Raw genomic sequence first — 26,537 nt, 5'->3', positions numbered from 1 at the left:
CTACTCCTCGAGCAGATGCTCGTAGCGCTGATCCGTCAGCGTCTCGAGGAACGCCACCAGCGCGTCGATGCGCTGGTCGTCGAGCGCCGGTCCGTCGGTGAGCTCCTCCATCGCGATGTTGTCGGCCACCTCGGGCGGCGCGAAGGGGGCGCCGGTCTCGGGGTTGATCTTCCGCGCCTCGGAGCGCGTGTTGTAGGTGTTGTAGAACAGGATCACGGTGCGCAGATCCGCAAACACGCCGTTATGCATGTAAGGCGCGGTCACCGCGACGTTGCGCAGCGTCGGCGTGCGGTAGCGGCCATCGCTGTCGGCAGCCGCCTCGACGCCCGGATTGCCATGCAGCCCGAGATCGGCGGTGGTGATGCCGTTCATGGCCCGCAGATCGCGGTTCTCGGGCACACCGATATTGTGGAAGCGGTAGTCCGAGAAGGTCTCCTGCGGATCGACGGCGCTGCGCCGAAGCTGGTGGCACTGGTTGCAGTTGGTGAACTGCTCCGAGAAGAACAGCAGCCGCCCCAGTTCCTCCTGCTTGGTCAGTTCCGCCTCGCCGCGCAGGAAGCGGTCGTATTTCGAGTCGAAGGGCGCGAAGACCGGCCCGCGCTCATAGGCGGCGATGGCGCGGGTCATGGCCTCGTAGCCGGCTTTGGGATCGTCGAGAACCCCGGCCCCGAAGAGCTTTGAAAAGGCCTCCGCATAGACCTCATCCTTGCGCAGGCGTGCCACCACGGCGGCCTCGTCGGCCATGCCCATTTCGACCGGGTTGAGAGGCGGCCCGCCGGCCTGCTCCTCGAGCGTGCCGGCCCGGCCATCGTGGAACAGTCCGCCCCGCCACTCGCCCTCCTCGTTCTTCCCGAAGGGCGGCACGAAGGCGGCATAGGTGGCGGTCGGCGCGTTGCGGTCGCCGAGCGAGGCGCCATCATCCCCCGGAGACGCCGCTCCGCGCGGATCGGCGAAGGCATAGGCCGGATCGTGACAGGTGGCGCAGCTCTGGGTGCGGTTGGCCGAAAGGATGGTGTCGAAGAACAGCGCCTCGCCGAGCGCCTCTAGGCTGCCGGGGATCTCCGAGGGCGTGGCGCGCAGGGCGCTGGCGGCAAGGCCCGCCGCGAGCGCGGCGGCGACGGTCAGGCTGAGGATCGGGGCGGTCTTCATCGGGCGCATCCACTGGGCACGAGGCAATGCCCCGTGCCTAGCCCCAAGCGCCTGAGAGGTCAATTCCCGAGCAATTCTCTAGGACAATATGTCCCGCCCTGCTCAGCTTCCCCAGATGACCTTCACGTAATTGCGCGTCTCGCGGTAGGGCGGCACACCGCCGTGCTTCTCGACCGCCCCGGGGCCGGCATTGTAGGCCGCCAGGGCCAGCCGCCACGAGCCGAAGGTGACGAACTGCTGCTTGAGATAGCGTGCGCCGCCCTCGAGGTTCTGTGCCGGGTCGTGCGGGTTCACCCCGAGCCGCTTGGCGGTGAAGGGCATGAGCTGGGCGAGCCCGATGGCCCCCTTGTGCGACAGCGCCTTCGGGTTGAAGTTCGATTCCTGCTTCACCAGCCGCAGGAACAGATCCTCCGGCACGCCGTGCCGCCGCGCGGCAACGCGCGCCATGTCGGCATAGGGGCCGTTGTAATGCCCGCGATAGGCCGGCGCGGTGCCCTCGTCTCCGCCCATCGGTCCCCACTTGGTCGGGGTGATCACCGAGGCGGGCTTGAGCCGGACCGAGCTGCGGTATTGCTCCGCCGCACGGCTGTCGAGCACCGACGTCTGGCTGCGAAACAGCGTGCTCCGGCTCTTGGTCGAAATGGTGTCGGCCTGAACGGCCGTGGCGGAAATCGCGGCGAAAAGCAGCGCCGAAAACGCCCTACGTGGCAGTACTCGCATGAACCACCCTGTTCTGTCCCAGTGTCCGGAGGGGCGGCGTTGCGCCCCTCAAATCCCGCGCTGACTATACGGATCACGCGAGAATTCGCCACCCCTGCGCCCGGCGGCGCGCAGGTTCCCGCCAATGTTACGTTAAACATCGGCGAACGGTTCGTTAACCATGGTGGGTGTATCCCCTGTGGCCGGAGGATCGGGCATTGGGCGGGACGGGGCCCGCCCGCCCCGGTTTTCCTCGATGAGGCGGTGGCGCGGCGCGGCGTGGCTGTGTAAGGCTCGTCCAAACCCCTCCGGGGGAGAAGAATCGGAACAACGCGTGAGGATGACATGGCCGGCTCAGTGAACAAGGTGATCCTGGTGGGCAATCTCGGGGCCGATCCCGAAACCCGCACCTTCCAGAACGGCGGCAAGGTCTGCAACCTGCGGATCGCCACCTCGGAAAACTGGAAAGACCGCAACACCGGCGAGCGCCGCGAGCGCACCGAGTGGCACTCGGTCGCGATCTTCTCGGAACCGCTGGCGCGGATCGCCGAGCAGTATCTGCGCAAGGGCTCGAAGGTCTATATCGAAGGCCAGCTCGAAACCCGCAAATGGCAGGACCAGTCCGGCCAGGATCGCTATTCGACCGAGGTCGTGCTGCGCCCCTATCGCGGCGAGCTGACCCTGCTCGACAGCCGCCAGGGCGGCGGCGGCGGCGGTGACTTCGGCGGCTCGGGCGGCGGCTACGGTGGTGGCTCCGGCGGCGGTGGCGGCTACGGCGGTGGCCGCGACGATTACGGCAGCGGCTCGGGTGGCAACGGTGGCGGCGGCGGCGGTGGCCGCGCCCCCTCGCGCGATCTCGACGATGAGATCCCGTTCTGAGGTCACGCCTCTGGCTGAGGAGACAAGGCCCGGTGCTCTCACGAGCGCCGGGCTTTTTTCAGGCGCGGCAAGATCGGGCCGACGCGCCAAAGTGTGCGACACGAGCCGGGCTCTCGCCTGCCCGTGGGGGGCGCTTGCCGCCTGCGAGGTCGTCGATTGATCCCCGCCAAGTCCGGACGACCTCGATCCACAGCGCAAACAGGGCAAAGCCCCAGCTCGCAGCGACGGGCAGACGCTCGCCCGGCGCCTTCGGCTTGTGCCGGGCGGATCAGCGCGGGGATCGGTCCCTGAACGTCATCGAGGTCAGGAGTGCCACTCCGCAAACAGACGCCTGCCGCCTAGAAGCTCAGCCGCCTCAGAGTGGGCCGTCCTCGAGCACCCCGTCGGCAGACATCTGGGCGTAGAGCAGCCCCTCGCGCAGGCCGCGGTCGGCCACAGACAGCCGGTCGGTCGGCCAGAGCCGCAGCAGCGCCTGCAGGATCGCCGCCCCCGACATGATCAGCGCCTGCCGGTCCTGCCCGATGCGCGGATCGCGGCGACGCCCGGCGGGGCCCATCTCGAGGTAACGCCCGATCACCGCCTCGATCTGGTCCGAGGTCATGCGCAGCCCGTCGACCTTGGTGCGATCATAGCGCCGCAGCCCCAGATGCGAGGCCGCCACCGTGGTGACCGTGCCGGAGGTGCCGACGATCTGGAACCCCTCCCGCGACTGGGTGTCCTTGTAGGGCGCGAATTCCGAGAGGTTCTCCTCGAAATACCAGCTCATCAGCGCGTAGCGCGCGGCGTCATCCTCGACATCGTTGAACTGGTCGCGCAGGGTCGCCACCCCCAGAGGCACCGAGATCCAGTCGACCACCTTGGCGGCTGGAAACGGGCTCTCGGGCGGGTGGAAGCCGGCATGAAGCCGCATGATCGCCGCCGGCCGGTCCCGGCGCGGCACCGATGAGAGGTCGATCCACACCAGCTCGGTCGAACCGCCGCCGATATCGACCACCAGAAGCTGCTCGGTGCGGGTCGAGACCAGCGGCGCGCAGGAGATCACCGCAAGCCGGGCCTCTTCCTCGGGCTGGATGATCTCGAGCTGCAGGCCGGTCTCGCGCCGCACCTGCCGGATGAACTCGCGCGCGTTCTGCGCCCGGCGGCAGGCCTCGGTGGCCACCAGCCTCATGCGCTCGACCTTGTGGCGCTTGATCTTCTGCTGACAGACCCGGATCGCCCCGATGGTGCGGTTCATCGAGGCGCGCGACAGCCTTCCCGTCCGCTCGAGACCCTGCCCGAGCTGAACGGATTTGGAAAAGCTGTCCACCACATGAAACTGACTGCCCTTGGGTTGGGCAATCAACATGCGGCAGCTGTTCGTACCCAGATCCAGGGCGGCGTAAAGCGCACTGGGATCCGGCGGTTGCGGCGCGGGGCTCTCTACCGGTTTCGGGAAAGCGCCCGCACCTTTGGAACGCCTTGGCGCCATGACTATGCGCCTTTCCGAATTTTAAGTTGCGATCAGGATACGCGGCGTGTGGGTCCCGTGCAAGCACGATGCTGGCGCGGGCCAAAGGGATTTTCATAAAACTCGGCCAGATAGCCGTATTCCGCATCAAGGTGATCGCGCAGCGCGGTGCGCGTCGCTGGCGCCAGATCGTCGAGGCTGAGCCGCATCCCGCTCGGGTTCTCGCGCGCGATGGTGACCGGGGCGCCGGTGCGCTCGGCCAGCTCCTCTCCGAAGCGCGCAAGCTCGGAGGTGCGGTAGATCCGGTCATAGCGCCCGAGATCCGGCCCGAGGAACAGCCAGGCGGGCAGCGCGTGATGCTTGATGGCGGAGGCGGCATCGATATAGCCGCGCAGGTTCTGAAAGAAAAAATCCGGGTCGGGATCCATCGGCAGATCGACCCGACCGCGCCGGATATTGCGGCAATTGTGCAGCTCGCGCAGGCCAACCACCCGGTTGGTATAGACCGACAGCAGCCGTCTGAGCGGATCGCGCACCACGCAAAAGCGCCACCAGCCGTCATAGGCCTGCCAGCGGTGCGGGCGGAAGCGCATGGTCGGATAAAGCCGGTGCCAGGTCATCACGTCGGGGCGGGCGTTCTCCGGCAGGGTCGCGTCGGGGTCGACCTGCGCCAGCGCTGCCTTTACGGTGGAGCAGCCCGCCTTGGGCAGAGCCATGTACGCAATCCTGTGAGCCTTCACCGCGATCACCATCGCCCTGCGTCCCTCCCGTCTGTCGCGGTCGACCCCATCCACGCGCCGACCTCACGGCAAGGGCGCCGCACAGCCGCAGCAAAATTATGTCAAAACGATATTATTTCATCAAGGCCGCCTTGTCCGGCTTTGCCTTTCTGGCCGGACGGCCGCAGGAGCCGAGGTCGCACACGGACCGGTGAGTGTCGAAAACCGCCCCCGCCGCGCGAGGCGACCCGACTACACCGATTGAACCATGAGGAAGGGAATCGCCTGCCATGCCCGAGATCAGCATCGCCCAGTGGCGCGACCTTCCGGCGCCGCGTCTCACCGTTCTGGGCGGTGGTGGTGCCAAGGCCGCGCGCCCGGCGCCGTCCGAACGAGCGCACGACCGGGCTAGGCGCAGGGTCGCCGACCCCGTTCCCGATGTCGCCGACTGTCGCCGCGCCTGCGCCCGCATGTTCGACAACCCGCCTCACACGCTGGCCATGCCCACCGCCGTCGCTTTCGCGCAGCGGAGCAACGTTGCCCACCGGCCCGCGTGCGCCGTTCCTCCGGCGCCCCGCCCGGCCGCCCTCTGAGCCAGCCCGATGACCCTGAGGACCCACTGCATGTCGCTGCTGAAGTTTCGCAAGCCCAAGGCCTCGCCACAGCCCCCGGCGCTTGGCAGCTTCCTCAGCGGCTATTCCATCGAGGTGATGCCGCGCACCGCCGCCAAGGTCGCGGATTTCCGCGCCCTCCTGCCGGAGGGCACCCGCGTCTACATCGCCCATATCGACGGCACGCCGATCGAGGACATGGTCGCCACCGCGAAGCGCCTTGCCGGCGAAGGCTTCGCCCCCATGCCGCATTTCCCGGCCCGTCTCATCGCCGACCAAGCGATGCTGGCCGACTGGATCGCGCGCTATCAGGGCGAGGCCGGCGTCACGCAGGGGCTGATCCTCGCGGGCGGCGTCTCCGAGCCGCGCGGGGCGTTCCACAGCTCGATGCAGCTGCTCGAGACCGGGCTCTTCGATGCCTCGGGGTTCACCCGGCTGCACGTGGCCGGCCACCCCGAAGGCAGCCGTGACATCGACGCCGATGGCGGCGAGGCCGAGGCCATGGCCGCCGCGCGCTGGAAACAGGACTTCTCGGACCGCAGCGACGCGCAGATGGCGATGGTGACCCAGTTTGCCTTCGAGGCCGCCCCGATCCTCGACTGGGCCAGCCGCCTGCGCGCCCACGGCGTCGCGCTGCCGATCCATATCGGCCTCGCCGGCCCCGCCAAGCTGCAGACCATGCTCAAGTTCGCCATCGCCTGCGGCGTCGGACCCTCGCTCCGGGTGCTGCAGAAGCGCGCGCTCGACATGGGCAAGCTGCTGCTGCCCTACGAGCCGGCCGAACTCGCCGCCGAGCTGGCCGCCCGCAAGGCCGCCGATCCGGGCTTTCCCATCGCACAGGCCCACCTCTTTCCGCTCGGCGGCATCAAGGCCTGCACCGACTGGGCCACGGCGCATGGCGGGGCTGCGACGCGTCCGGCTCGACGGGCGATCTGAGACGCTGTATCGGGAGGGCATGACAAAAGCGCTCCTCTTCGATCTGGACGGCACCCTGCTCGTCTCCGACCCGCTCCACTACGCGGTCTTCGCGGAAATCTTTGCCGAGAACGGCAAGGAGCTGACCCCGGAGATCTATGAAAACAGCATCCACGGGAACCACAATCTCGAGATGTTCCCCAAGCTCTTCCCGGGCTGCGACGCGCAGGCCTTGTCCGACGAAAAGGAACGTCGGTTCCGCGAACGTCTCGGCGACGGGGCCGAGCCGATGCCCGGCGCAGTGGCGCTGCTCGACGAGGCCGACCGCGAAAACTGGCGGCTGGCGGTGGTGACCAACGCCCCGCGCGAGAACGGCGAGCACATGCTCAGGGCGATCGGGCTCCGCGACCGGTTCGAACTGCTGATCATCGGCGACGAATGCGCCCGCGCCAAGCCCGACCCCGAGCCCTACCTCGCCGCGATGCGCCAGCTCGGGGCCCTGCCGCAGCACTGCCTTGCCTTCGAGGACAGCCCCAGCGGAATGCGCGCCGCTGCGCGCTCTGGCGCCTATGCCATCGGTGTACGCTCGGGCCTCAGCCACGCGCGCCTGTGCGAGGCCGGGGCGAAAGCCACGATCGCCGATTACACCGACGCAGCTCTGCCCGCGCTTCTGGACCGGCTGCGTTAAGGGGGATCGTCCTTAGGGCGGGGGCGATCGCGCGTCGCACCTGCCCCGCCTCGGTGTGACGCGCCGCGCGACGTGTTCGCGCCTGCCGGTCGAAAGGTCTCCGCCCGCGCCCCTGCGGGTCATGCGCGCGGCACCCGCCCCGCAGGCCCGCGCCCGCCCCTCAAACAGACCGCCGCCACGCTGGGCGGCATCAACTCCGACAGCGACGGCCCCTCTCCGAAATGCCCCCGCCGCCGGGGACCAACGCCCCAAACTTCTCTTCGTCAAAAATACTCCCGCCGGAGGCAGGCCGGCCCGTGCCGCACCACGAGCTTCCGGCAAAGGCGCTGCCCCTCAAGCAGCGGGCGCAGGCAACCGCGACGGCTTCCCGGCGCTTAACGAACCCGGATCGGCGCCCTCAGAACAGGCTCAACTGATCTCCCGCCCGTGCCGGCACTTGGAACAGATCGCAGCGCAGCGGGCCAAGAGACCGGTCGAGGCCGAGCCGCCGCGCCGCCTTGTCGAAGCGCTGCGCGATCAGCTTTGCATAGTTGCCCTCGCCCCGCATCCGCCGATGCCATTGCGCGGAATAGTCGGCGCCATCGTGCATCTCGCGCAGCCGCGCCATCACCCGGCCCGCCCGCCCGGGATAATGCTCCTCGAGCCACGCACGCCAGAGCGGGGCCACCTCCAGCGGCAGGCGCAGCATGATCCAGCTCGCCGCCGCGGCGCCGGCCTCGGCCCCGGCGGCCAGGATCGCTTCGAGCTCCGGGTCGGTCAGCGCCGGCACCACCGGCGAGACCATGATCCGCGTCTCGATCCCCGCCTCCGCAAGGCGCCGTATCGTCGCCAGACGCCGCTTGGGCGCCGGCACCCTCGGCTCCATCCGCCGGGACAGGTCGGCCTCCAGCGTGGTGACCGACACGCCCACCCGCGCCAGCCCCATCGCCGCCATCTCGGACAGGATGTCGATGTCGCGCTCGATCAGCGTGCCCTTGGTGACGATCGCCACCGGGTGGCGATGATCGCGCAGCACCTCGAGACAGGCGCGCATGATACCCCTGTCGCGCTCGACCGGCTGGTAGGGATCGGTGTTGGTGCCGATGGCGATGGTGGCGACGCGATAACGCTTCGCGCGCAGCTCGCGGGCCAGCACCTCCGGCGCATCGGGCCGCGCGATGAGCCGGGTCTCGAAGTCCAGCCCCGGCGAGAGGCCGAGATAGGCATGGGACGGTCGCGCGAAACAATAGATGCAGCCATGCTCGCAGCCGCGATACGGGTTGATGCTGCGGTCGAAGGGAATGTCGGGCGAAGAGACGTAGTTGATCAGGCTGCGGGGCCGCTCCTCGCGCACCTCGGTGCGCAGCGGGGGCAGCTCCTCCTCGATCTCCCAGCCATCATGAGCGTCCTCGTAGCGCAGCCGCTCGAACCGCCCGGACTCGCGGCTGGCGGCCCCGCGTCCCGGACGGCGGTCCCTGTCGATCTGGCGCGGAGAGTCGGTCATGGATGGATAGTGGAACATTAGGGGAACATTTGCAAGGCCACCGCGGGTGGTGTCGTCGCCGAGACCGCGGCGTTCGCAGGCCGCGAAGCAGGCCGTGCCCATGCTTCCGCGGCATGGTGCGCGCAGCTCGCCCGCGCGAACCGCGTCACCCGGGCGATGACCTTACCGAAGGCCACCGCGGGCGACGGACCTCGTCTCGCCCGTGTTGATGGCGATGGCTGCCTCAAACAACCTCCCAGCGGTGTGTTAGGCGAGATGGCGGATAGGATCGACGTTATGCTCCGAAACCAACGCGCGTTGATCCGGCTCCCTGTCGCCTGGTCTGCCTGCGCCCGAACGCAACGACTCTGTCCCGTTAGGCCGCGCACCTCCGTACCCGTCTGCGCATGGCACACTGTCGCCGCGCCGAGGCTTTCCCTTTGAAACCGGCCCCGGATATCCTATCTTCCTCAAGAGGTAGGGGAGACGATCATGCCCGTGACACATCTGGTCACACTTCTTGTAGCGGTTCTCGCATCGGCGGGGCTGACCATCTGGGCGTTTCTGTCCTGGGGCGCGGGCACCATGATCCCGCTCCTCCTCGCGGTCGCGCTGGCGGTTCGGTGGGCGATGACCCCGGTTTCGCCGGATGACGGTCACGCCTGACTGTACGCTGCCCCTCGGCGACGCCGAGAACGAGGCCCGCCTCTCGACGATCCGCAGCACGGCGTCCTGTGGCTGAGCGAGGCCGTTCATCATTTGCCGGATACCATCGCGGCATCGGCGCTTGTGACGGCGCTCAGCGCCCGGTTTGCATTGACGACGCATTTCGGCGATGCGTGCGCCGACCTCATGCAAAGTCTAACACGACAGACGCAGACGGCGCTCCCCTCGACTTACTAGGCATGACCGGAGAGGAATGAGGGGGCGCTGCCCCCGTCCCGGCGGGGCCGGGACTCCCCCGGAGTATTTCTCGACGTAGAGAAGGCAGGAGCGCTGCCGAGTGCCGTGGCCTCAGTCTGCCCCGAAGCTGACGCGGAGACCGAGAGATATCGGCACCAGCACTAAGCTGCTAACGCGGTTCTGCAGACCCCAGAGCAGCAGCGCCGAGACCGTGTCGGCGCGCAACCGCCCGAGCATCACACTGTCCCCCTCCTGACGCGCCTTGAAGGTCGCCTGATCGAGGAAGCGGCAATGGCGCGAACGGCGATGCGGCGCCTGCTGAGGGCTCAGTCTTCCCCGAGGCTGTCGCGGAGAACGAGAGAGATCGGCACCAGCGCGACGCTGCTGGCGCGGTCCTGCAGGCCCCAGAGCAGGAGGGCCGAGACCGTGTCGGCGCGCAACCGCCCGAGCATCACCACGTCCCCCTCCTGACGCGCCTTGAAGGCCGCCTGATCGAGGAAGCGGCGCATCACGCGGGGATCCTGCCCGTCTCCGTCAAAATCGCGGAACACCGTCACCGTGGGCACGTCTTCGCGACGGGCCAAAGCCTCGCCGGTGTTCAGCCCCTTGGGCTGCATCAGCAGCCCGTGACCGGACGCGCCGAGATACTGCGCCGCCTGCTCGGAGATCGCGCGGGAGCCCTGCAGCCCATCGCCAAGCGCTTCCATCACCGCCACCGCTTCGGGCACCGCGCCGAGGCTTCCCTCGAGCGTGACCTCCACGTCGGTGGCCTGCGCGCCTTCCGGCACGCCCGCGACGGCCAGCACCTCGAAGCCCGCATCGCGATAGGCCCGCGCGGTGTCGGCGGCGTCGGGATGGGAGGCCGGGATGGCGAAGCTGACCGGGAAGGGAAACGCGCCGACCGTGTCGGGGCCGAGCGGGCCGCTGCCGTCGTCGATCAGCACGATGGCCATGCGCGGGGCGCCGTCCTCGGCCTCGACCGAGACGGCGTAACGCTCGAGCGGCGGCTGTGGGGACGGATCGGCCTTGGGCGCGGCGCTGGGCTCTGCCGGCACCGCCTCCCCGATCGACGGCAGACGGCTGGCCTCTTCGGACGCCCCGCGCTCGACGAGCGAGCCGGCCCGCGTGCCGATTGTGGGCGTGCCATCCTCACCGCCATCCGCGCCGGCGCGACCCGGAAGCGTACTGACCCTGGGCCGTGTGTTCTCGCCCGGCACCAGCGGCGCGGGCAGCGGCGCGGGCAGCGGCGCGGCCGGGGTCTGGGTGGAGAGCTCAGGCGCGTCCTCGCCCTGCGGCGCGTCGGGCTGGACGGTGTCGCGACGCTCGGGCGTGTCGGCGCTCGCCATCTCCATCGACGCGGTATTAGTGTCGGGTTCAGCAGGGGCCGTGGGCGCGTCGAGCACCGTCTCGGCCTCGGGCGGCGTGTCGGAGGCGGCGCTGATGCCGGGGGACGGCTCGGGCGCGGCGGCGGTCACCTCGCCGGGCCTGCCGGGGCGCGAGACGGTCTCGGCCCCCGCGGGCTCCTCCGGGGGCGTCCCAGCGGCGGGCGTGACGGTTTCGACGCCGTCCTCGGAGCTGGTCTGCGGCGCGGCGTCCTGACGCGAGGTTGCGGTGTCCGAGGCGGGGTCGCTCGCGAGAGCGGCAGCATCGCCGGGGCTGGCATCGGTGTCCGGCGCGGCGGGAGCGTCCGCGCCCTCGGGCGACGCTTCCTCGGCCTCGGCAAGCGCGGGTGTGTCCCCGTCCGCCGGTGCGGCGCCGGTTTTGACATCAGGCTCCGAGGCCGCAGCGCCCTCGGCGCCGGTGGTGTCATCGCTCTCGGGAGTGGAGGTGTCCGCCACCATGTCGCTGTCGGAGGGCGCCACCTCTGTAACCTCGGCCTCTTCTGAAACCTCTGGCTCTTCCGAAACCTCGGCCTCTCCACGCAGTGCATTCACGCCCTCACCCGCCCCTTCACGGGCCGGCTCCAAGCGGCTCTCCCCGACCGCGGTTGTCTCGGCCTCGGGCGTCCCGGCCGTCCCGATCTTCGCAGGCGCCGATCCCGGCACCTCGGCCTCCGGCGGCAGCGCCGCGCGCTCGCGCAGTGGCGGGCCCGTCAGCACCGAAACCGTGCCCAGTGTCACGCCCGACACCACCGTGCCGATGATCGCCCCCGCGAGAAACCCTCGTGCCATCGCTTCTGCCCTCTTCGCCCGCTGCGCCCCCGGCCCCGTGCCCGGGCCGTTCTCGTGGCGCATCCCCTTGACGCTGCACCATCTTGGGGCGCATGTATAGCCCCGACCAAGACCTGTCTCCAGCCCGAGAATGCCTCATGCTTCTGCTCATCGACAACTATGACAGCTTTACCTACAACCTCGTGCATTACGTGGGCGAGCTTGGTGTCGAGACGCAGGTCTGGCGCAACGATGCGCTCGACGTGCAGCAGGCGATGGCGCTGAAGCCCGCAGGTATCCTGCTGAGCCCCGGCCCCTGCGACCCGGATCAGGCCGGGATCTGCCTCGCGCTGACCGAGGCCGCGGCCGAGACCGGCACGCCGCTCTTCGGCGTCTGCCTCGGACACCAGACCATCGGTCAGGCCTTCGGCGGCACCGTCACGCAGCATTCCGAGATCGTGCACGGCAAGATGGGGTCCATGCATCACGACGGCACCGGGGTGTTCAGCACCCTGCCCTCGCCGTTCGAGGCGACGCGCTATCACAGCCTCGTGGTCGACCGCGACACGCTGCCCGAGGAGCTGATCGTCAACGCCTGGCTCGAGGACGGCACCATCATGGGGCTGCGCCACCGCGACCTGCCGATCCACGGCGTGCAGTTCCACCCCGAGAGCATCGCCTCTGAACACGGGCACCAGCTGCTCAAGAATTTCCTCGACACGATGAAGGTCCCCGCATGAGCGACCGCCTCAAGCCGTTGATCGGCACCGCCGCCACCCGCCCGCTGACGCAGGAGGAGGCGGAGGCCGCCTTCGAGGTCCTGTTCGAGGGCGAGGCCACGCCGGCCCAGATGGGCGGCTTCCTGATGGCGCTGCGCACCCGGGGCGAGACGGTCGACGAGTACACCGCCGCCGCCGGCGTGATGCGCGCCAAGCGCAACGCCGTGATCGCGCCCGAAGGCGCCATCGACATCGTCGGCACCGGGGGCGACGGCAAGGGCACGCTCAACATCTCGACCGCGACCGCCTTCGTGGTCGCCGGGGCCGGTGTCACCGTGGCCAAGCACGGCAACCGCAACCTGTCGTCGAAATCCGGCTCCGCCGACGCGCTGGCCGAGATGGGCATCCAGGTGATGCTGCCCGCCACCGCCATCGCGCCGATCCTCGAAAGCGTGGGCATCTGCTTCATGATGGCGCCGATGCACCATCCGGCGATGAAGCACGTGGCCCCGGTCCGGACCGAGCTTGGCACCCGCACGATCTTCAACATCCTCGGCCCGCTCACCAACCCCGCCGGCGTCAAGCGCCAGCTCACCGGCGCCTTCTCGCGCCAGCTGATCCGCCCGATGGCCGAGACGCTGGCCAAGCTCGGCTCCGAGCGCGCCTGGCTGGTGCACGGCTCGGACGGCACCGACGAGCTGGCGATCTCGGGCAAGAGCTGGGTCGCGGCGCTTGAGGAAGACGGATCGGTGCGCGAGATCGAGCTGCATCCCGAGGACGCGGGCCTGCCGGAGCATCCGTTCGAAGAGATCGTCGGCGGCACCCCGTCCGAGAATGCCGCGGCCTTCCGCGCGCTGCTGGATGGCGCCCGGACCGCCTATCGTGACGCGGTGCTGTTGAATTCCGCCGCGGCGCTCGTGGTGGCCGGCAAGGCTGCGGACCTGCGCGAGGGCGTGGCGCAGGCGCGCGAGAGCATCGACAGCGGCGCGGCGCGGGGCAAGATCGCGGCGCTGGCAGAGGCCACGCAGAAGGCCGCATGAGACCTCCAGAGGCCTGGGCCGACCTGCCCTTCTTCCACGACGACCTGCCGCGCATCGAAACCGCTCTCGCGGCCGAGACGCGGCAGATCCTGCCGCCCGCGCCGCAGATCTTCGCCGCGCTTCATGCCTGCGCGCCCGAGCATGTGCGTGTGGTGATCCTCGGGCAGGATCCCTACCCGACGCCGGGCCACGCCCACGGGCTCGCCTTCTCGGCCGAACCGGACGTGCGCCCGCTGCCGCGCTCGCTCGGCAATATCTACAAGGAGCTCGAGGCCGAGTTCGGCGCCTGCCCGCCGAATGCCGACCTGCGGTTCTGGGCGGCACAGGGCGTGCTGCTGCTCAACACCGCGCTGACCGTGCCCGCAGGCAGCGCCGGCGCCCATGCCAAGCTCGGCTGGTCACGGCTCACCGCACAGGTCCTTGAGAGGCTCTCCGGAACGCCCCGCGCCTTCATCCTTTGGGGCAACCACGCGCAGGGGTTCGCCAAGCACATCGGCGGCGAAGAGCACCTGATCCTGCGCTCGGCCCATCCCTCGCCGCTCTCGGCGCGGCGCGGCTTTTTCGGCTCGCGCCCCTTTTCCCGTGTGAACGAGTGGCTTATTGCTCGGGGCGACACGCCGATCAACTGGACCACGCCGGAGGCGACCGCATGACCATCACCATTCTCGACAAGATCAAGCACTACAAGCTCGAGGAAGTGGCCGCCGACAAGGCCGTCAGGCCGCTGTCCGAGATCGAGGCCGAGGCACGCAGCGCCGACCCCGTGCGCCCCTTCGCCGCCGCCCTGCGCAAGGCCTCGGAGACGGGCTACGGGCTGATCGCGGAGGTCAAGAAAGCCTCGCCCTCCAAGGGCCTGATCCGAGAGGATTTTCACCCCGCGACGCTGGCTGCCGCCTACGAACGCGGCGGGGCCACCTGCCTGTCGGTCCTGACCGACACCCCGTCCTTCCAGGGCGCCAAATCCTTCCTGACCGAGGCGCGCGCGGCCACCTCGCTGCCGGCGCTGCGCAAGGATTTCATGTACGACCCCTATCAGGTCGCCGAGGCCCGCGCGCTCGGCGCCGACTGCATCCTCATCATCATGGCGAGTGTCTCGGACACGCTTGCCGCCGAGCTCGAGGACGCGGCATCGATCTGGGGCATGGACGCGTTAATCGAGGTGCATGACGCCGAAGAACTCGAGCGCGCCCTCAAACTGAAATCGCCCCTGATCGGCATTAACAACCGCAATCTCAAGACCTTCGATCTCACTCTTGATACCACGCGCGAGCTGTCGAAGCGGGTGCCCGAGGATCGCGTTCTGGTTTGCGAAAGCGGCCTCCATACCCCTGCCGACCTCGCCGACATGGCGGGCCACGGCGCCCGCAGCTTCCTGATCGGCGAAAGCCTGATGCGGCAGGACGATGTCGAGGACGCGACCCGCACCCTGCTCAGCGATCCGGTGCCGGCATGAGCGGTCTGACCCATTTCGACGCCAAGGGCGACGCGCACATGGTCGACGTGTCCGACAAGGCGGTGACCGCCCGCGTCGCGACCGCCGAAGGCTGGGTGAAGATGGCGCCCGAGACCTTCGACATCATCACCGAAGGCCGCGCCAAGAAAGGCGACGTGATCGGCGTGGCGCGGCTTGCGGGCATCATGGGCGCCAAGAAGACGCCCGAGCTGATCCCGCTCTGCCACCCGCTGCCGGTGACCAAGGTGTCGGTCGAGATCACCCCCGATGCCGCGCTTCCGGGCCTGCGCATCGAGGCCACGGTCAAGACCACCGGCCAGACCGGCGTTGAGATGGAGGCGCTGACAGCGGTCTCGACCGCGGCCCTCACGGTCTACGATATGGCTAAGGCCGTGGATAAGGCGATGGAGATTGGCGGCATCCGCGTAATCCTGAAAGATGGCGGCAAATCAGGTCGTTACGAGGCGACATGATATCAGTTTCCGAAGCGCTGGAGCGGCTGTTCTCTCTTACCGCGCCGCTGCCGGCCGAGACGGTCCCGCTGCACCGCGCCGTCGGGCGCGTGCTGGCAGAGCCCGTGACGGCGCGCCGCGACCAGCCGCCCTTCGATGCCTCGGCGATGGACGGTTACGGCGTCACTAAAGCTATGCCCGGCAAGAGGCTGAAAGTCATCGGGGAATCCGCCGCGGGGTCGTCGTTCCACGGCACCGTGGGCGATGGCGAAGCAGTGCGGATCTTCACCGGCGCCCCGGTCCCCGAGGGCGTGGCCACCGTGGTCATCCAGGAGGATGTCGAGCGCGACGGCGACACGATCCTGATCACCGACCGCCTCGGCGGGGGCAACAATATCCGCCCTCTCGGCGGCGATTTCCGCGTCGGAGAGACCATCCCCGCGCCGCGCCTGCTTGGCCCTCAGGACATCGCCCTGCTTGCCGCGATGAACGTCCCCACGGTTTCAGTCTCCCGCCGCCCGCGCGTGGCGCTGATCTCGACCGGCGACGAGCTTGTGATGCCCGGCGAGACGCCCGGCCCCGACCAGATCATCGTCTCCAACACCTTCGGCCTGCACGCCATGCTCACTCAGGCCGGCGCCGAGCCGCGCATCCTGCCGATCGCGCGCGATACCGAAGCGGCGCTCTCGACCGTGCTGGGGCTGGTGGACGACGCCGATCTGGTGATCACCATCGGCGGCGCCTCTGTCGGCGATCACGATCTCGTGGCGAGGGTCGCCCAGAAGCTTGGTCTCGAGCGCGCCTTTCACAAGGTGGCCATGCGGCCGGGCAAGCCGCTGATGTCGGGCCGGCTGGGCAACGCGATGATGATCGGGTTGCCGGGAAATCCCGTCTCGGCAATGGTTTGCGGCGAGATCTTCGTGAAGCCCGTGATCCGCGCGCTGCAGGGCCTGCCCGCCGCGCCCGCACCGCGCGACGCGGCGGAGTTGGCCGCCGAGATCCCCGCGAATGGCCCGCGAGAACACTACATGCGCGCCCGCACCGGGCCGGACGGACGCGTGACCGTTTTCGGACGGCAGGACAGCTCCCTACTGAGCGTACTCGGTGCCTCGGACGTGCTGGTGGTGCGCCCGCCGAATGACGAGGCGCACGCTGCCGGGGACACGGTCGAGATTGTGCGCCTTTAACCATGTTTGCCCCAGCATGTTGACACAAAACAAGAACATGCGTAGAACAAAGGGCAGACAAACGGCGGAGACCGCAGAATGCTGACCAAGAAACAGCTCGACCTTCTGGATTTCATCAACAAACGGCTGCAGCGCGATGGCGTGCCGCCCAGTTTCGACGAGATGAAGGATGCGCTCGATCTCCGATCCAAGTCCGGCATCCACCGCCTGATCACGGCGCTAGAAGAGCGCGGCTTCATCCGCCGCCTCGCTCACCGCGCCCGCGCAATCGAGATCGTGAAGCTGCCTGAAAGCCTTGGTGGCAAGCCCGCCGGCTTCACGCCGCAGGTGATCGACGGCGACCGCCCCGACAGCCGTCCTGCCAAGGCGCAGCCGATCAGCAATGCCGAGGCGCTGGAACTGCCGCTTCTCGGGCGCATCGCCGCCGGTGAGCCGATCCAGTCGATCGCCGACAATCCGCCCAACATCGCCGTGCCCGGCGCCATGCTGTCGAGCAACGCGCATCACTACGCGCTCGAGGTCAAGGGCGACTCGATGATCGATGCCGGCATCCATGACGGCGACGTGGTGATCATCCGCGAGAGCGCGTCGGCCAGCAACGGCGACATCGTCGTGGCGCAGATCGAAGGCTACGAAGCGACGCTCAAGCGCTTCCGCCGCAAGGGCGACACCATCGTGCTCGAGGCCGAGAACCCGGCCTACGAGCCGCGCGTGCTGCCGATGGGCGCGGTCAAGGTGCAGGGCCGCCTCGTCGGTCTGATCCGGACCTACTGATCCGGCACGCTCAGTCCGCGCCTCGGTGCCAGAGCCTTCGGCCCGCCGCTGTTTCGATGCGCGGGCCTTCACGTGTCTGCCACAACGCCACCGCGCCGGTGCGGGCAAGCCGCTCCGGGTCGAAGATCTCGCAGCCCGGCCAGTCCGGCAGATCGGTGCTCGACACCACGAGCTCGCGCGCTCCACAGCCTCGGAACGCAGCGGCAGCGCGCTTGCCCTGCAAGTGCGTCACGCGCGCTCCGGCGACGGAAATCCGCGCCACCCTCGCCTCGTCGCCCTCGGGCCACAGCGCCGCCGCCTTGGCCTGCCCGCCGGGCTGACCGTCATTCTCCAGCCAGACCCCGGCCACGAAGCCGGCGCCGCGCTCGCGAGAGAGGGCTCGGCCCTCCGGGGTCATCGCGCCGACCAGAGTTCCGCTGTCGGAAATCAGCAGCGCCGGGCGCGTCCCACCGGCCCAAAGAGCTACCGCCAGCGAAAGCGGGAGCAGCCCGGCCCAGCGGCCGCGCCCCTGCCACAGGCACAGGATCAACCCGCCCGCGGCCAGCAGTGGCAGCACCCATGCGCCGGGCGCGCGCACCTGCCCCAGCGCGCCCTCCCAGCTTGTGACCGTGTCGGCGATCGTCAGGATCCACTCGAGCCCCAGCGCCATGACCCACAACGCGAACGGCTCGAGCCCCAGCGGCATGAGCAGCGCAGCCACCACCGCCATCGGCACCACGATCAGCCCCATGACCGGCACCGCCACGAGGTTCGCGACGAGCCCGTAATGCGAGACGATGTTGAAATGCGCCATCGACACCGGCGCCGTGGCGAGCGAGGCGGTCACCGATGAGACCACCAGCGTCAGCACTGGCCGTGCCAGCCACGGCAGTCCGCGCTCGATCGCGAGGTCGCGCATGGCACCGAACACCGCGACCAGCGCCAAAGTCGCCGCAAAGCTCATCTGGAAGCCCGGCCCGAGCAGCGCTTCGGGGCGCAACGCCAGCACGATCATCGCCGCCAGCGCCACGCTGCGCAGCGATAGCGCCCGGCGGTTGCACAGCAGCGCCACCAGCATCACCGCCACCATCACGAAGGCGCGCTGGGTGGCGACATTGCCGCCCGACAGCGCGAGGTATCCGGCGGCGGCGACCAGCGCCACCCCGGCGGCGATCTTCTTGCCGGGCCAGCCGTGACGGGTGTGTCGCGGGATCAGCAGCGCCAAGCGCGTCGCGGAGAAGACCACGCCCGCGAGCAGCCCCATATGCAGCCCGGAGATGGCCAGAAGATGCGCGAGGTTGCTGTGCCGGAGCGCCTCGAGCGTCGGCAGGCCGATGGCGGAGCGGTCGCCGGTCATGATGGCGGCGGCAAAGGCCCCGGCCTCGCCCGGCAGCGCCGTGCGCACCCTCTCGGCGATGGCGAGCCTCAGGCGCAGCACCGGCGTGTCGCGCTGCGCCGGGGCAAGGCGGAGCACCGGGGTCCGGGTGTAGCCCACCGCGCCAAGGCGCAGGAACCACGCATGACGGCGAAAGTCGAACCCGCCGGGCTCGGCCGCGCCGGCGGGGGGTGAGAGATGGCCGGTCAGGATCGCCACGTCGCCGGGCCCCGGCGGCGGATCGTCCTGCCGCCCGTGCAGCGAGACGCGCACCCGCAGAGGGGTGTCGTGCGGCGCCATGCGTTCCAGCACCACCCGGTCGAGGGTCAGGCGCAGCGCATCCGATGCCGAGCGGTCGATCCCGATGACCCGCCCCTCGATCGGGCCATAGTATCGAAACCCCAGCTGGGGCCCGGACATCAGATGCGCGCGCCCCCCCGCCAGTGCGATCCCCAGCACCGCGAGGGCAAGCGCGACGGCCAGTGGAGCGAGCCACATGGGAAGCCGCCGCGACAGTGCCAGCAATATGCTTCCCACACACGCCGCCGACACGAGGCTCCAGACCGGCGGCTCATCGGGGAGAGCGAAGTAGGTGCCGATGCCGCCTGCCAGCGCCACCGCGCACCAGGGAAACAGGTGGCCCCGCTGCCCAGTCAACGCCGATGTCAGCGCCGACGTCAGCCGCTCCCCCATCCGCCCCATACTTGCCCCTGACCCGTCCGCTGGTTAAGGAACCGGGAAAACCCTACGCCCCCTTGGTTACCGAGAGGTTAATACCCATGACCGTCGTCACCCGTTTCGCGCCGTCGCCCACCGGCTACCTGCACATTGGCGGCGCGCGCACGGCGCTGTTCAACTGGCTGTATGCCCGCGGCCGGGGCGGCAAGTTCCTGCTGCGCATCGAGGATACCGACCGCGCGCGCTCGACCCCCGAAGCCACCGAGGCGATCCTCAAGGGGCTCGACTGGCTCGGGCTCGACCATGACGGCGAGGTGGTGAGCCAGTTCGAGCGCGCCGACCGTCATGCCGAGGTGGCCCGCGAGCTTCTCGCCCGGGGCGCGGCCTACAAGTGCTTCTCGACCCAGGACGAGATCACCGCTTTCCGCGAAGAGGCCAAGGCGGCCGGCCGCTCGACCCTGTTCCAGAGCCCGTGGCGCGACGCCGATCCGGCCAGCCACCCCGATGCCCCCTACGCGGTGCGGCTGAAGACGCCGACCGAGGGCGAGACGGTGATCGAGGACGAGGTGCAGGGCCGGGTCACGATCCGCAACGATCAGCTCGACGACATGATCCTGTTACGCTCGGATGGCACCCCGGTCTACATGCTGGCCGTCGTGGTCGACGACCACGACATGGGCGTGACCCATGTGATCCGGGGGGACGATCACCTGAACAACGCGGCGCGTCAGATGGGCATCTACACGGCGATGGGCTGGCCGCTGCCGGTCTATGCCCACATCCCGCTGATCCACGGCCCCGACGGCAAGAAGCTGTCGAAGCGCCACGGCGCGCTCGGTGTCGATGAATACCAGAAGATCGGCTACCCCTCCGCGGGGATGCGCAACTACCTCGCCCGGCTCGGCTGGAGCCACGGCGACGACGAGTTCTTCACCGATGCGCAGGCCATGGAGTGGTTCGACCTGTCGGGAATCGGCAAGTCCGCCGCCCGGTTCGATTTCAAGAAGCTGGAGAATCTCTGCGGCCAGCATATCGCCATCGCCGACGATGCTGCACTGCTGCAAGAAATCGAGGCGTATCTCGATGCCGCGGGTCTGCTTGCCCTGACGGAAGCGCAGCGCGACGGTTTGCTGCGCGGCATGTACTGCCTGAAAGACCGCGCCAAAACCTTCCCTGAACTGCTTGAAAAGGCGCATTTTATCCTTGCGGAAACGCCGATTGAGCCGGACGAGAAGGCGGCCAAGGCGCTGGACCCAGTATCCCGTGGTATACTGGCTGCGTTGACGCCGCAGCTGCAAAATGCTAGCTGGTCGCGGGAAGAACTCGAGGGGGAGATGAGCGCTTTCGCAGAGGCACAGGGGACCAAATTCGGCAAGCTTGCCGGCCCCTTGCGTGCCGCTCTGGCAGGACGCGCCGTCACCCCGAGCGTTTTTGACATGATGCTGGTGCTCGGCAAGGAAGAAAGCCTTTCCCGCCTCGCGCACGCAGCCGCCTCTGAGACGGGGTGACGGCCTGAAGGGAGCGTTTCGACAAACGGCTCGCCAAGGCCATGTTAGACACTATCGCCCCGGGCGCACGGCGCCGGGGCCCTTTCGAAAGGAACGACGAAACATGGCTGAAACTCCGACGAAAAATGCGACTCTGACGATCGACGACCAGACCTACGATCTGCCGATGTATTCGCCGACCGCGGGCCCCGACGTCGTCGACATCCGCAAGCTCTACGCGCAGGCCGGCGTCTTCACCTACGATCCGGGCTTCACCTCGACCGCGAGCTGCGACAGCACCATCACCTTCATCGACGGCGACAAGGGCGAGCTGCTGCACCGCGGCTACCCGATCGACCAGCTGGCCGAGAAGTCGCACTACCTCGAGGTCTGCTACCTGCTGCTCTACGGCGAGCTGCCCTCGGCGACCGAGCTCGAGACCTTCGAGAACACCATCACCCGCCACACCATGCTGCACGAACAGATGCAGTATTTCTTCCGTGGCTTCCGCCGCGACGCGCACCCGATGGCGACCATGGTGGGCGTGGTCGGCGCCATGTCGGCCTTCTACCACGACAGCACCGACATCGCGGACCCCAAGCAGCGTGAGATCGCCTCGCACCGCCTGATCGCCAAGATGCCGACCATCGCGGCCTGGGCCTACAAGTACTCGATCGGCCAGCCCTTCGTGTACCCGCGCAACGACCTGAGCTACGCGGCCAACTTCCTGCACATGTGCTTCAGCGTGCCGGCGGAGACCTACCAGGTGAACCCGATCCTGAGCCGCGCGATGGACCGGATCTTCACCCTGCACGCCGATCACGAGCAGAACGCCTCGACCTCGACCGTGCGCCTTGCCTCGTCCTCGGGCGCCAACCCGTTCGCCTGCATCGCGGCGGGCATCGCCTGCCTCTGGGGTCCGGCCCATGGCGGCGCCAACCAGGCCTGCCTCGAGATGCTCAAGGAAATCGGCTCGCCCGACCGCATTCCCGAGTTCATCGCCCGCGCCAAGGACAAGAACGACCCGTTCCGCCTGATGGGCTTTGGCCACCGCGTCTACAAGAACTTCGACCCGCGCGCGACGGTGATGAAGCAGTCCGCCGACGAGGTGCTCGACCTGCTCGGCGTCGAGAACAACCCGATCCTCGCCACCGCGAAGGAGCTCGAAAAGCAAGCGCTCGCCGATCCCTATTTCGCCGAGAAGAAGCTGTTCCCGAACGTCGATTTCTACTCGGGCATCATCCTCGAGGCGATGGGCTTCCCGACCTCGATGTTCACCCCGATCTTCGCGATGTCGCGGACCGTGGGCTGGGTGTCGCAGTGGAAGGAACAGCTGGCCGATCCGCAGCACAAGATCGGCCGCCCGCGCCAGCTCTATCTCGGCAGCACGGCCCGCGATTACACCGATATCGAGACCCGCTGACGCAGCGGTCTTGTACGAGACGAGAAAGCCGCCCTTCGGGGCGGCTTTTTTGTTTGGGGTCCTTGGGATGCTGTGCCGGCGTGGTGCTGGGTGGCATGCGCGGGATGCCTCCGGCGGGAGTATTTTTGACGAAGAGAAGTTTGGCGCGCCCGGGCGTGGGCCGCTGTGCTGGCCGGGAGGTTGTGAGCGCCGGGGGGTGGTTAGGTGCCGCGCGGCGTGGTTTGCGTGGGATGCCTCCGGCGGGGATATTTTTGGCCAGAAGAAGACAGGGGCGCCTGAGCGGTCAGGGCGCTCCCTGTGGGATGGGTGCGGTCAGCGGCCTTCGAAACTGGGCGGGCGCTTTTCGAGGAAGGCGACGATGCCTTCCTTGAAGTCGCGGGTCTTGCCGCATTCGCCCTGAAGGCGGGACTCGAGGCGCAGCTGGGCCTCGAGGTTGTTCTCGAAGGCGCCGCGCAGCGCCGTCTTGATGCGGGCATAGGCCTCGGTCGGGCCGTTGGCGAGATAGGCCGCGCGGGCCTGCCAGGTGGCCTCAAACTCGGCGTCGGGGACCGCTTCCCAGATCATGCCCATCGCATCGGCCTGGCGCGCAGAGATGCGGTCGGCGAAGAGCGCCGCCCCCATCGCCTTGGCCAGCCCAATCTGGCGCGGCAGCGCCCAGGTGCCGCCGGCATCGGGAATGAGGCCGATGCGGGTGAAGGCCTGCATGAAGAAGGCGCTCTCGGTGGCGATCACCACGTCATGCACCAGCGCGAGATTGGCGCCGGCCCCCGCCGCCGCGCCGTTCACCGCGGCGATGGTCGGCACCGGGCAACCGGTGATGGCGTTGAGCATCGGCTCGTACTCGTCGCGCAGCACGCGCTCGAGATCCATGTTGGCGGCGGTCTCGCGGTCGCCGAGATCCTGCCCCGAGCAGAACGCCTTTCCCGCGCCGGTGAGCACCACGACCCGCGCCGCGCGGCCGGCCGCCTGCACTGCGTGGGTGATCTCGGCGCGCATCTGGGTGTTGAGCGCGTTCATCACGTCGGCCCGCGACAGGGTGATGACCGCGACGTCCTCGGCGATCTCGTAGGTGATGGTCTCGTACTGCATGGGGTGCCTCCTGTCTCCTCCCGCCTCTCGGGTCCGGGCGTCATAAGACAGGCAGGAGACACCCTTGGCAAAGGCAAACGCGGCGTCACATCCGCGCCGACACCGCGGAAATCAGCGCGCGGGCCTCGGCGCTCGGTTGCTGCTCGCGCCGGAGGTAGACCGCGCCGTCGAGGGTGCGGGTCAGAAGCCCCGCCTCCACCATGCTGCGGCGCAGCTGCGCGGCGTCGCGAAAGGCGGTGAGGCTGTCGATCCGGGCGCTGATGGCACGCTCGGACATCTCCTCGCGCGCTGGCAGACGGGCCCAGAGCGCCCAGAGGCAGAGCCATTGCATCTGCGTCCGGCCGGGAAAGCGCATCAGCAGCCCCTGCCCGTCGAAGTAACGCAGGGCCTTGTCGACGCGCTTGGCGTCGGGTTTCGGCGCCGGCGTGTGATGGGCGCGCAGGTGCTGATAGTTGCGGTACCCCGCCGCGCGGGCGATCTGGCCCAGCATCTCGACATGCGAAGGCGGGTTGGCGAGGCCTGCGCGCAGGGTGCGGGCGAATTGCGACAGATCGTCGATCTGCAGGGAAATCACGTCTCGGGTCATCAAATCCTCCGGATCCGATACCGCGCCCCTGTTCAGGGGTGGAGGTCCGCCCTTGTCCGTCGGGTATCGCCGGGAACGTGGATCAGCGATGAGAAAGCAGGTTTAGCGAGTGGCGGCGCCTGGGTGAACTGCGGACCCTGCCGGGATCATAGCAGGCGCCGGTCCGCGGGTCCATCGCCCGCCTCTCGCATCACTCGCGCAGGATCTGCTCGAGCCGCGCCTTCTCGTCGTCACTGAGCCCGGCCTCGGCGGGGGCCGCGGCGCGGGAGCGGCCACGGATGTAGAGCGCGCCGGTGAGCAGCGCGAAGACGAAGAGCAGCGGCCCCGCGGCCCAGAGCAGCCAGTTCCAGCCGCCGGTGGTGGGCTTCAGCAGCACGTATTCACCGTAGCGGTCGACGATGTAGGCGACGGCCTCGTCGTTGCTGTCGCCCTCGACCAGACGCTCACGCACCAGCAGGCGCAGGTCGCGGGCCAGCGAGGCGTTGGAATCGTCGATGTTCTCGTTCTGGCAGACCAGGCAGCGCAGCCCCTGCGAGATCTCGCGCGCCCGCGCCTCGAGCGCGGCATCGTCGAGGATCTCGTCGGGCTGGACCGCCTGCGCGAGGGTGGCGATCAGCACGAAGGCAAGGGCAAGGACAGAGCGCATCATTCCGCCGGCACTCCCTTCGCGGGGGTGGCCTTGCGGGCGCCCGCGGCCACGCGGAAGCGCCGGTCGGACAGGCTCAGCAGGCCGCCCAGGGCCATCAGGATGCAGCCCCCCCAGATCCAGTTCGCCAGCGGCTTGATGTAGACCCGCATGGTCCAGCCGCCGCCGGACTGCGGATCGCCGATCACCACGTAGAGGTCGCGCAGGAAGCGGTAGTCGATGGCGGCCTCGGTGGTGGGCATCTTGGCGACCGGGTACTCGCGCTTTTCCGGGTAGAGATGGGCGATCTCCTCGCCGTCCTGACGCACCGCGACCTCGCCCATGGTGGAGAAGTAGTTGGGCCCGCGCACGCGCTCGACGCCCAGGAGCTCGAACTCGTAGCCGCCAAGCTCGAACGGCTGGTTAAGCTCGGCCACGCGTATATCTTCCTGCTGCCAGGCCATCAGGCCGGCGATGCCGGCCATGCAGATGCCGAGCCCGCCATGCGCCACGGCCTTGCCCCAGTCTGCCCGCGGCAAACGCAAGAGGCGGCTGTAGTCGCGGCTTTTGCCGATGCGGCTCAGCAGGTCGGTGATCGCGCCGGCCACCAGCCAGGTGCCGAGGAACAGCCCCACCGGCCCGAGCAGGCTGCGCCCGGTCTGGATGGTCCAGAACAGGCCGGCGACGGCGATGGCGAGGCCGAGCGCGGGGGCAAGCTGGCGCATGACGCGACCGACCTTGGCGCGCTTCCAGCTCAGCATGGCGCCGATGGGCAGCAGCAGGCCCAGAATCACCATGAAGGGCGTGAAGGCCATGTTGAAGAACGGCGCGCCGACCGAGAGCTTGCGGGCGAACAGCATCTCGGCGACCAGCGGCCAGAGCGTGCCGACGAAGACCACGAAACAGGCCACCGCGAGGAGGATGTTGTTGGCCACCAGCGCAGATTCGCGGCTGACGACGCCGAACACGCCCTTGGCCTGCATGGCCCCGGCGCGGGCGGCGAACAGCGTCAGCGCGCCGCCGGTGAAGATCACGAGGATGGCAAGGATGAAGACGCCGCGCTCGGGGTCGGTGGCAAAGGCATGCACCGAGGTCAGAAGACCCGAGCGGACGATGAAGGTGCCCATCAGCGAGAAACCGAAGGCGAGGATGGCGAGCAGGATGGTCCAGCTCTTCAGCGCCTCGCGTTTCTCGACCACGATGGCGCTGTGCAGCAGGGCGGCGGCCAGCAGCCACGGCATGAACGAGGCGTTCTCGACCGGGTCCCAGAACCAGAATCCGCCCCAGCCAAGCTCGTAATAGGCCCACCACGAGCCGAGCGCGATGCCGATGGTGAGAAACACCCAGCTCAGCAGCGTCCAGGGCCGCACCCAGCGGCCCCACGCGGCGTCGACCCGGCCCTCGATCAGCGCCGCCACGGCAAAGCTGAAGCAGATCGAAAGCCCGACATAGCCGAGGTAGAGGAACGGCGGGTGGAAGGCGAGCCCGGGGTCCTGCAGCAGCGGGTTCAGGTCCTGCCCGTCGAAGGGCGGCACCGCCATGCGCAGGAACGGGTTCGAGGTCATCAGGATGAAGGCGAAGAAGGCCACGCCCACCATGGCCTGAACGCCCAGCACGCGGGCGCGCAGCGTCGGCGGCAGGTTGCCTCCGAACCACGCCGCCAGCGCCCCGAAGAGCGACAGGATCATCACCCAGAGCAGCATCGAGCCCTCGTGGTTCCCCCAGACACCGCTGATCTTGTAGAGCATCGGCTTGGCCGAGTGGCTGTTCATCACCACGAGGCGCAGCGAGAAGTCGGAGGTGACGAAAGCGTGAGTCAGCGCCGCGAAGCTGATCAGCACCAGCAGGAACTGCGCCGTGGCGGCAGGTTCGGCGACGGCCATCCAGCCGGGCCAGCGTTTATGGGCGCCGATCATGGGGACCACCGCCTGAACACAGGCGACGAGGGCGGCGAGGATGAGGGCGAAGTGTCCGAGCTCGGTAATCATGGTGCCCCGTGTATACGAAAGGGCATGGGACCGGCCAACGAAAATCACTTTTGACCGGCG

26 protein-coding genes are annotated in these 26,537 nt (G+C 68.7%); 14 read left to right on the top strand and 12 right to left on the bottom strand.

The window, feature by feature from the left end; translation table 11 throughout:
* On the bottom strand, nt 1–1,149 hold the full coding sequence (locus tag LCM15_RS01960) for a cytochrome-c peroxidase (protein WP_224852548.1): 1,149 nt from the start codon (nt 1,147–1,149) through the stop codon (nt 1–3).
* A gap of 102 nt (nt 1,150–1,251) precedes the next feature.
* Entirely contained in the window at nt 1,252–1,869 is a 618-nt protein-coding gene (locus tag LCM15_RS01955; protein WP_224852547.1) for a lytic transglycosylase domain-containing protein, read from the bottom strand.
* Nucleotides 1,870–2,193: 324 nt separating this feature from the next.
* Here LCM15_RS01955 and ssb point away from each other — a divergent pair, with 324 nt between their 5' ends.
* Complete coding sequence (gene ssb, locus LCM15_RS01950; protein ID WP_224852546.1) at nt 2,194–2,727, top strand: single-stranded DNA-binding protein; 534 nt, start codon at nt 2,194–2,196, stop codon at nt 2,725–2,727.
* A 355-nt stretch (nt 2,728–3,082) separates the two neighbouring features.
* On the opposite strand, the gene LCM15_RS01945 is transcribed toward ssb, so the two are convergent.
* Both LCM15_RS01945 and LCM15_RS01940 read right to left on the bottom strand, forming a co-directional pair.
* Nucleotides 3,083–4,195 (bottom strand): Ppx/GppA phosphatase family protein, encoded by a 1,113-nt coding sequence (locus tag LCM15_RS01945; RefSeq protein WP_224852545.1) that lies wholly within the window; start codon nt 4,193–4,195, stop codon nt 3,083–3,085.
* A 32-nt stretch (nt 4,196–4,227) separates the two neighbouring features.
* Nucleotides 4,228–4,926 (bottom strand): sulfotransferase family 2 domain-containing protein, encoded by a 699-nt coding sequence (locus tag LCM15_RS01940; RefSeq protein WP_224852544.1) that lies wholly within the window; start codon nt 4,924–4,926, stop codon nt 4,228–4,230.
* A 257-nt stretch (nt 4,927–5,183) separates the two neighbouring features.
* Between LCM15_RS01940 and LCM15_RS01935 the strand changes: the two genes are divergently transcribed.
* The 3 genes from LCM15_RS01935 to LCM15_RS01925 are packed head-to-tail and all read left to right on the top strand — an operon-like array spanning nt 5,184 to nt 7,107.
* Nucleotides 5,184–5,486, top strand: a complete 303-nt coding sequence (locus tag LCM15_RS01935; protein ID WP_224852543.1) for a hypothetical protein — start codon at nt 5,184–5,186, stop codon at nt 5,484–5,486.
* Between the two features lie 30 nt (nt 5,487–5,516).
* Entirely contained in the window at nt 5,517–6,440 is a 924-nt protein-coding gene (locus LCM15_RS01930) for a methylenetetrahydrofolate reductase (RefSeq protein WP_224852542.1), read from the top strand.
* A gap of 19 nt (nt 6,441–6,459) precedes the next feature.
* Complete coding sequence (locus LCM15_RS01925; RefSeq protein ID WP_224852541.1) at nt 6,460–7,107, top strand: HAD family hydrolase; 648 nt, start codon at nt 6,460–6,462, stop codon at nt 7,105–7,107.
* 397 nt (nt 7,108–7,504) lie between these two features.
* Here LCM15_RS01925 and LCM15_RS01920 read toward each other — a convergent pair whose 3' ends face one another.
* Nucleotides 7,505–8,590, bottom strand: a complete 1,086-nt coding sequence (locus LCM15_RS01920) for a PA0069 family radical SAM protein (RefSeq protein ID WP_224852540.1) — start codon at nt 8,588–8,590, stop codon at nt 7,505–7,507.
* A gap of 471 nt (nt 8,591–9,061) precedes the next feature.
* Between LCM15_RS01920 and LCM15_RS01915 the strand changes: the two genes are divergently transcribed.
* Complete coding sequence (locus tag LCM15_RS01915) at nt 9,062–9,235, top strand: hypothetical protein (RefSeq protein ID WP_224852539.1); 174 nt, start codon at nt 9,062–9,064, stop codon at nt 9,233–9,235.
* A 348-nt stretch (nt 9,236–9,583) separates the two neighbouring features.
* Here LCM15_RS01915 and LCM15_RS01910 read toward each other — a convergent pair whose 3' ends face one another.
* Entirely contained in the window at nt 9,584–9,709 is a 126-nt protein-coding gene (locus LCM15_RS01910) for a hypothetical protein (protein ID WP_318246053.1), read from the bottom strand.
* Between the two features lie 89 nt (nt 9,710–9,798).
* On the bottom strand, nt 9,799–11,643 hold the full coding sequence (locus tag LCM15_RS01905) for a divergent polysaccharide deacteylase family protein (protein WP_224852538.1): 1,845 nt from the start codon (nt 11,641–11,643) through the stop codon (nt 9,799–9,801).
* Between the two features lie 137 nt (nt 11,644–11,780).
* Between LCM15_RS01905 and LCM15_RS01900 the strand changes: the two genes are divergently transcribed.
* From LCM15_RS01900 to lexA, 7 genes are all read left to right on the top strand, one after another.
* Nucleotides 11,781–12,362: an anthranilate synthase component II gene (locus LCM15_RS01900; protein WP_224852537.1), complete on the top strand. Its 582-nt coding sequence runs from the start codon at nt 11,781–11,783 to the stop codon at nt 12,360–12,362.
* Nucleotides 12,359–13,381: an anthranilate phosphoribosyltransferase gene (gene trpD, locus LCM15_RS01895; protein WP_224852536.1), complete on the top strand. Its 1,023-nt coding sequence runs from the start codon at nt 12,359–12,361 to the stop codon at nt 13,379–13,381. The genes LCM15_RS01900 and trpD overlap by 4 nt, the downstream gene beginning before the upstream one ends.
* Nucleotides 13,378–14,034: a uracil-DNA glycosylase gene (locus tag LCM15_RS01890; protein ID WP_224852535.1), complete on the top strand. Its 657-nt coding sequence runs from the start codon at nt 13,378–13,380 to the stop codon at nt 14,032–14,034. The genes trpD and LCM15_RS01890 overlap by 4 nt, the downstream gene beginning before the upstream one ends.
* On the top strand, nt 14,031–14,834 hold the full coding sequence (gene trpC / locus LCM15_RS01885; RefSeq protein WP_224852534.1) for an indole-3-glycerol phosphate synthase TrpC: 804 nt from the start codon (nt 14,031–14,033) through the stop codon (nt 14,832–14,834). Before LCM15_RS01890 ends, trpC begins: the two co-directional genes overlap by 4 nt.
* The gene (moaC, locus tag LCM15_RS01880) at nt 14,831–15,307 is read left to right on the top strand and encodes a cyclic pyranopterin monophosphate synthase MoaC (protein ID WP_224852533.1); all 477 of its coding nucleotides are present in this window, start codon (nt 14,831–14,833) and stop codon (nt 15,305–15,307) included. The genes trpC and moaC overlap by 4 nt, the downstream gene beginning before the upstream one ends.
* A complete protein-coding gene (glp, locus tag LCM15_RS01875) occupies nt 15,304–16,473 on the top strand; it encodes a gephyrin-like molybdotransferase Glp (RefSeq protein WP_224852532.1) in 1,170 nt (389 codons plus the stop codon). The genes moaC and glp overlap by 4 nt, the downstream gene beginning before the upstream one ends.
* A gap of 78 nt (nt 16,474–16,551) precedes the next feature.
* Nucleotides 16,552–17,247 (top strand): transcriptional repressor LexA, encoded by a 696-nt coding sequence (lexA, locus tag LCM15_RS01870; protein ID WP_224852531.1) that lies wholly within the window; start codon nt 16,552–16,554, stop codon nt 17,245–17,247.
* 10 nt (nt 17,248–17,257) lie between these two features.
* Here the strand turns inward: lexA and LCM15_RS01865 are convergent, their stop codons facing one another.
* The gene (locus LCM15_RS01865) at nt 17,258–19,303 is read right to left on the bottom strand and encodes a ComEC/Rec2 family competence protein (protein ID WP_224852530.1); all 2,046 of its coding nucleotides are present in this window, start codon (nt 19,301–19,303) and stop codon (nt 17,258–17,260) included.
* A 77-nt stretch (nt 19,304–19,380) separates the two neighbouring features.
* On the opposite strand from LCM15_RS01865, the gene gltX reads away from it, so the two are divergent.
* Together gltX and gltA are read left to right on the top strand one after the other, a co-directional pair.
* Entirely contained in the window at nt 19,381–20,787 is a 1,407-nt protein-coding gene (gltX, locus tag LCM15_RS01860) for a glutamate--tRNA ligase (protein ID WP_263619527.1), read from the top strand.
* Nucleotides 20,788–20,890: 103 nt separating this feature from the next.
* Nucleotides 20,891–22,189: a citrate synthase gene (gene gltA, locus LCM15_RS01855; RefSeq protein WP_224852529.1), complete on the top strand. Its 1,299-nt coding sequence runs from the start codon at nt 20,891–20,893 to the stop codon at nt 22,187–22,189.
* Between the two features lie 312 nt (nt 22,190–22,501).
* Here the strand turns inward: gltA and LCM15_RS01850 are convergent, their stop codons facing one another.
* The 4 genes from LCM15_RS01850 to LCM15_RS01835 form a co-directional block, all read right to left on the bottom strand.
* Nucleotides 22,502–23,278, bottom strand: a complete 777-nt coding sequence (locus LCM15_RS01850) for an enoyl-CoA hydratase-related protein (protein WP_224852528.1) — start codon at nt 23,276–23,278, stop codon at nt 22,502–22,504.
* A gap of 85 nt (nt 23,279–23,363) precedes the next feature.
* Nucleotides 23,364–23,864 carry a DUF2087 domain-containing protein gene (locus LCM15_RS01845; protein ID WP_224852527.1) on the bottom strand — a complete coding sequence of 167 codons (501 nt, stop codon included), beginning with the start codon at nt 23,862–23,864 and terminating at the stop codon, nt 23,364–23,366.
* 190 nt (nt 23,865–24,054) lie between these two features.
* A complete protein-coding gene (locus LCM15_RS01840; protein WP_224852526.1) occupies nt 24,055–24,513 on the bottom strand; it encodes a cytochrome c-type biogenesis protein CcmH in 459 nt (152 codons plus the stop codon).
* Entirely contained in the window at nt 24,510–26,477 is a 1,968-nt protein-coding gene (locus LCM15_RS01835; RefSeq protein ID WP_224852525.1) for a heme lyase CcmF/NrfE family subunit, read from the bottom strand. Before LCM15_RS01835 ends, LCM15_RS01840 begins: the two co-directional genes overlap by 4 nt.
* Nucleotides 26,478–26,537 lie beyond the last annotated feature (60 nt).

The sequence above is a fragment of the Salipiger bermudensis genome (genome assembly GCF_020171625.1).
Taxonomy (GTDB): Bacteria; Pseudomonadota; Alphaproteobacteria; order Rhodobacterales; family Rhodobacteraceae; genus Salipiger; species Salipiger bermudensis_B.
The sequence above is the reverse complement of the archived record's forward strand: the minus strand, read 5'-3'. Positions and strand labels throughout refer to the sequence as shown.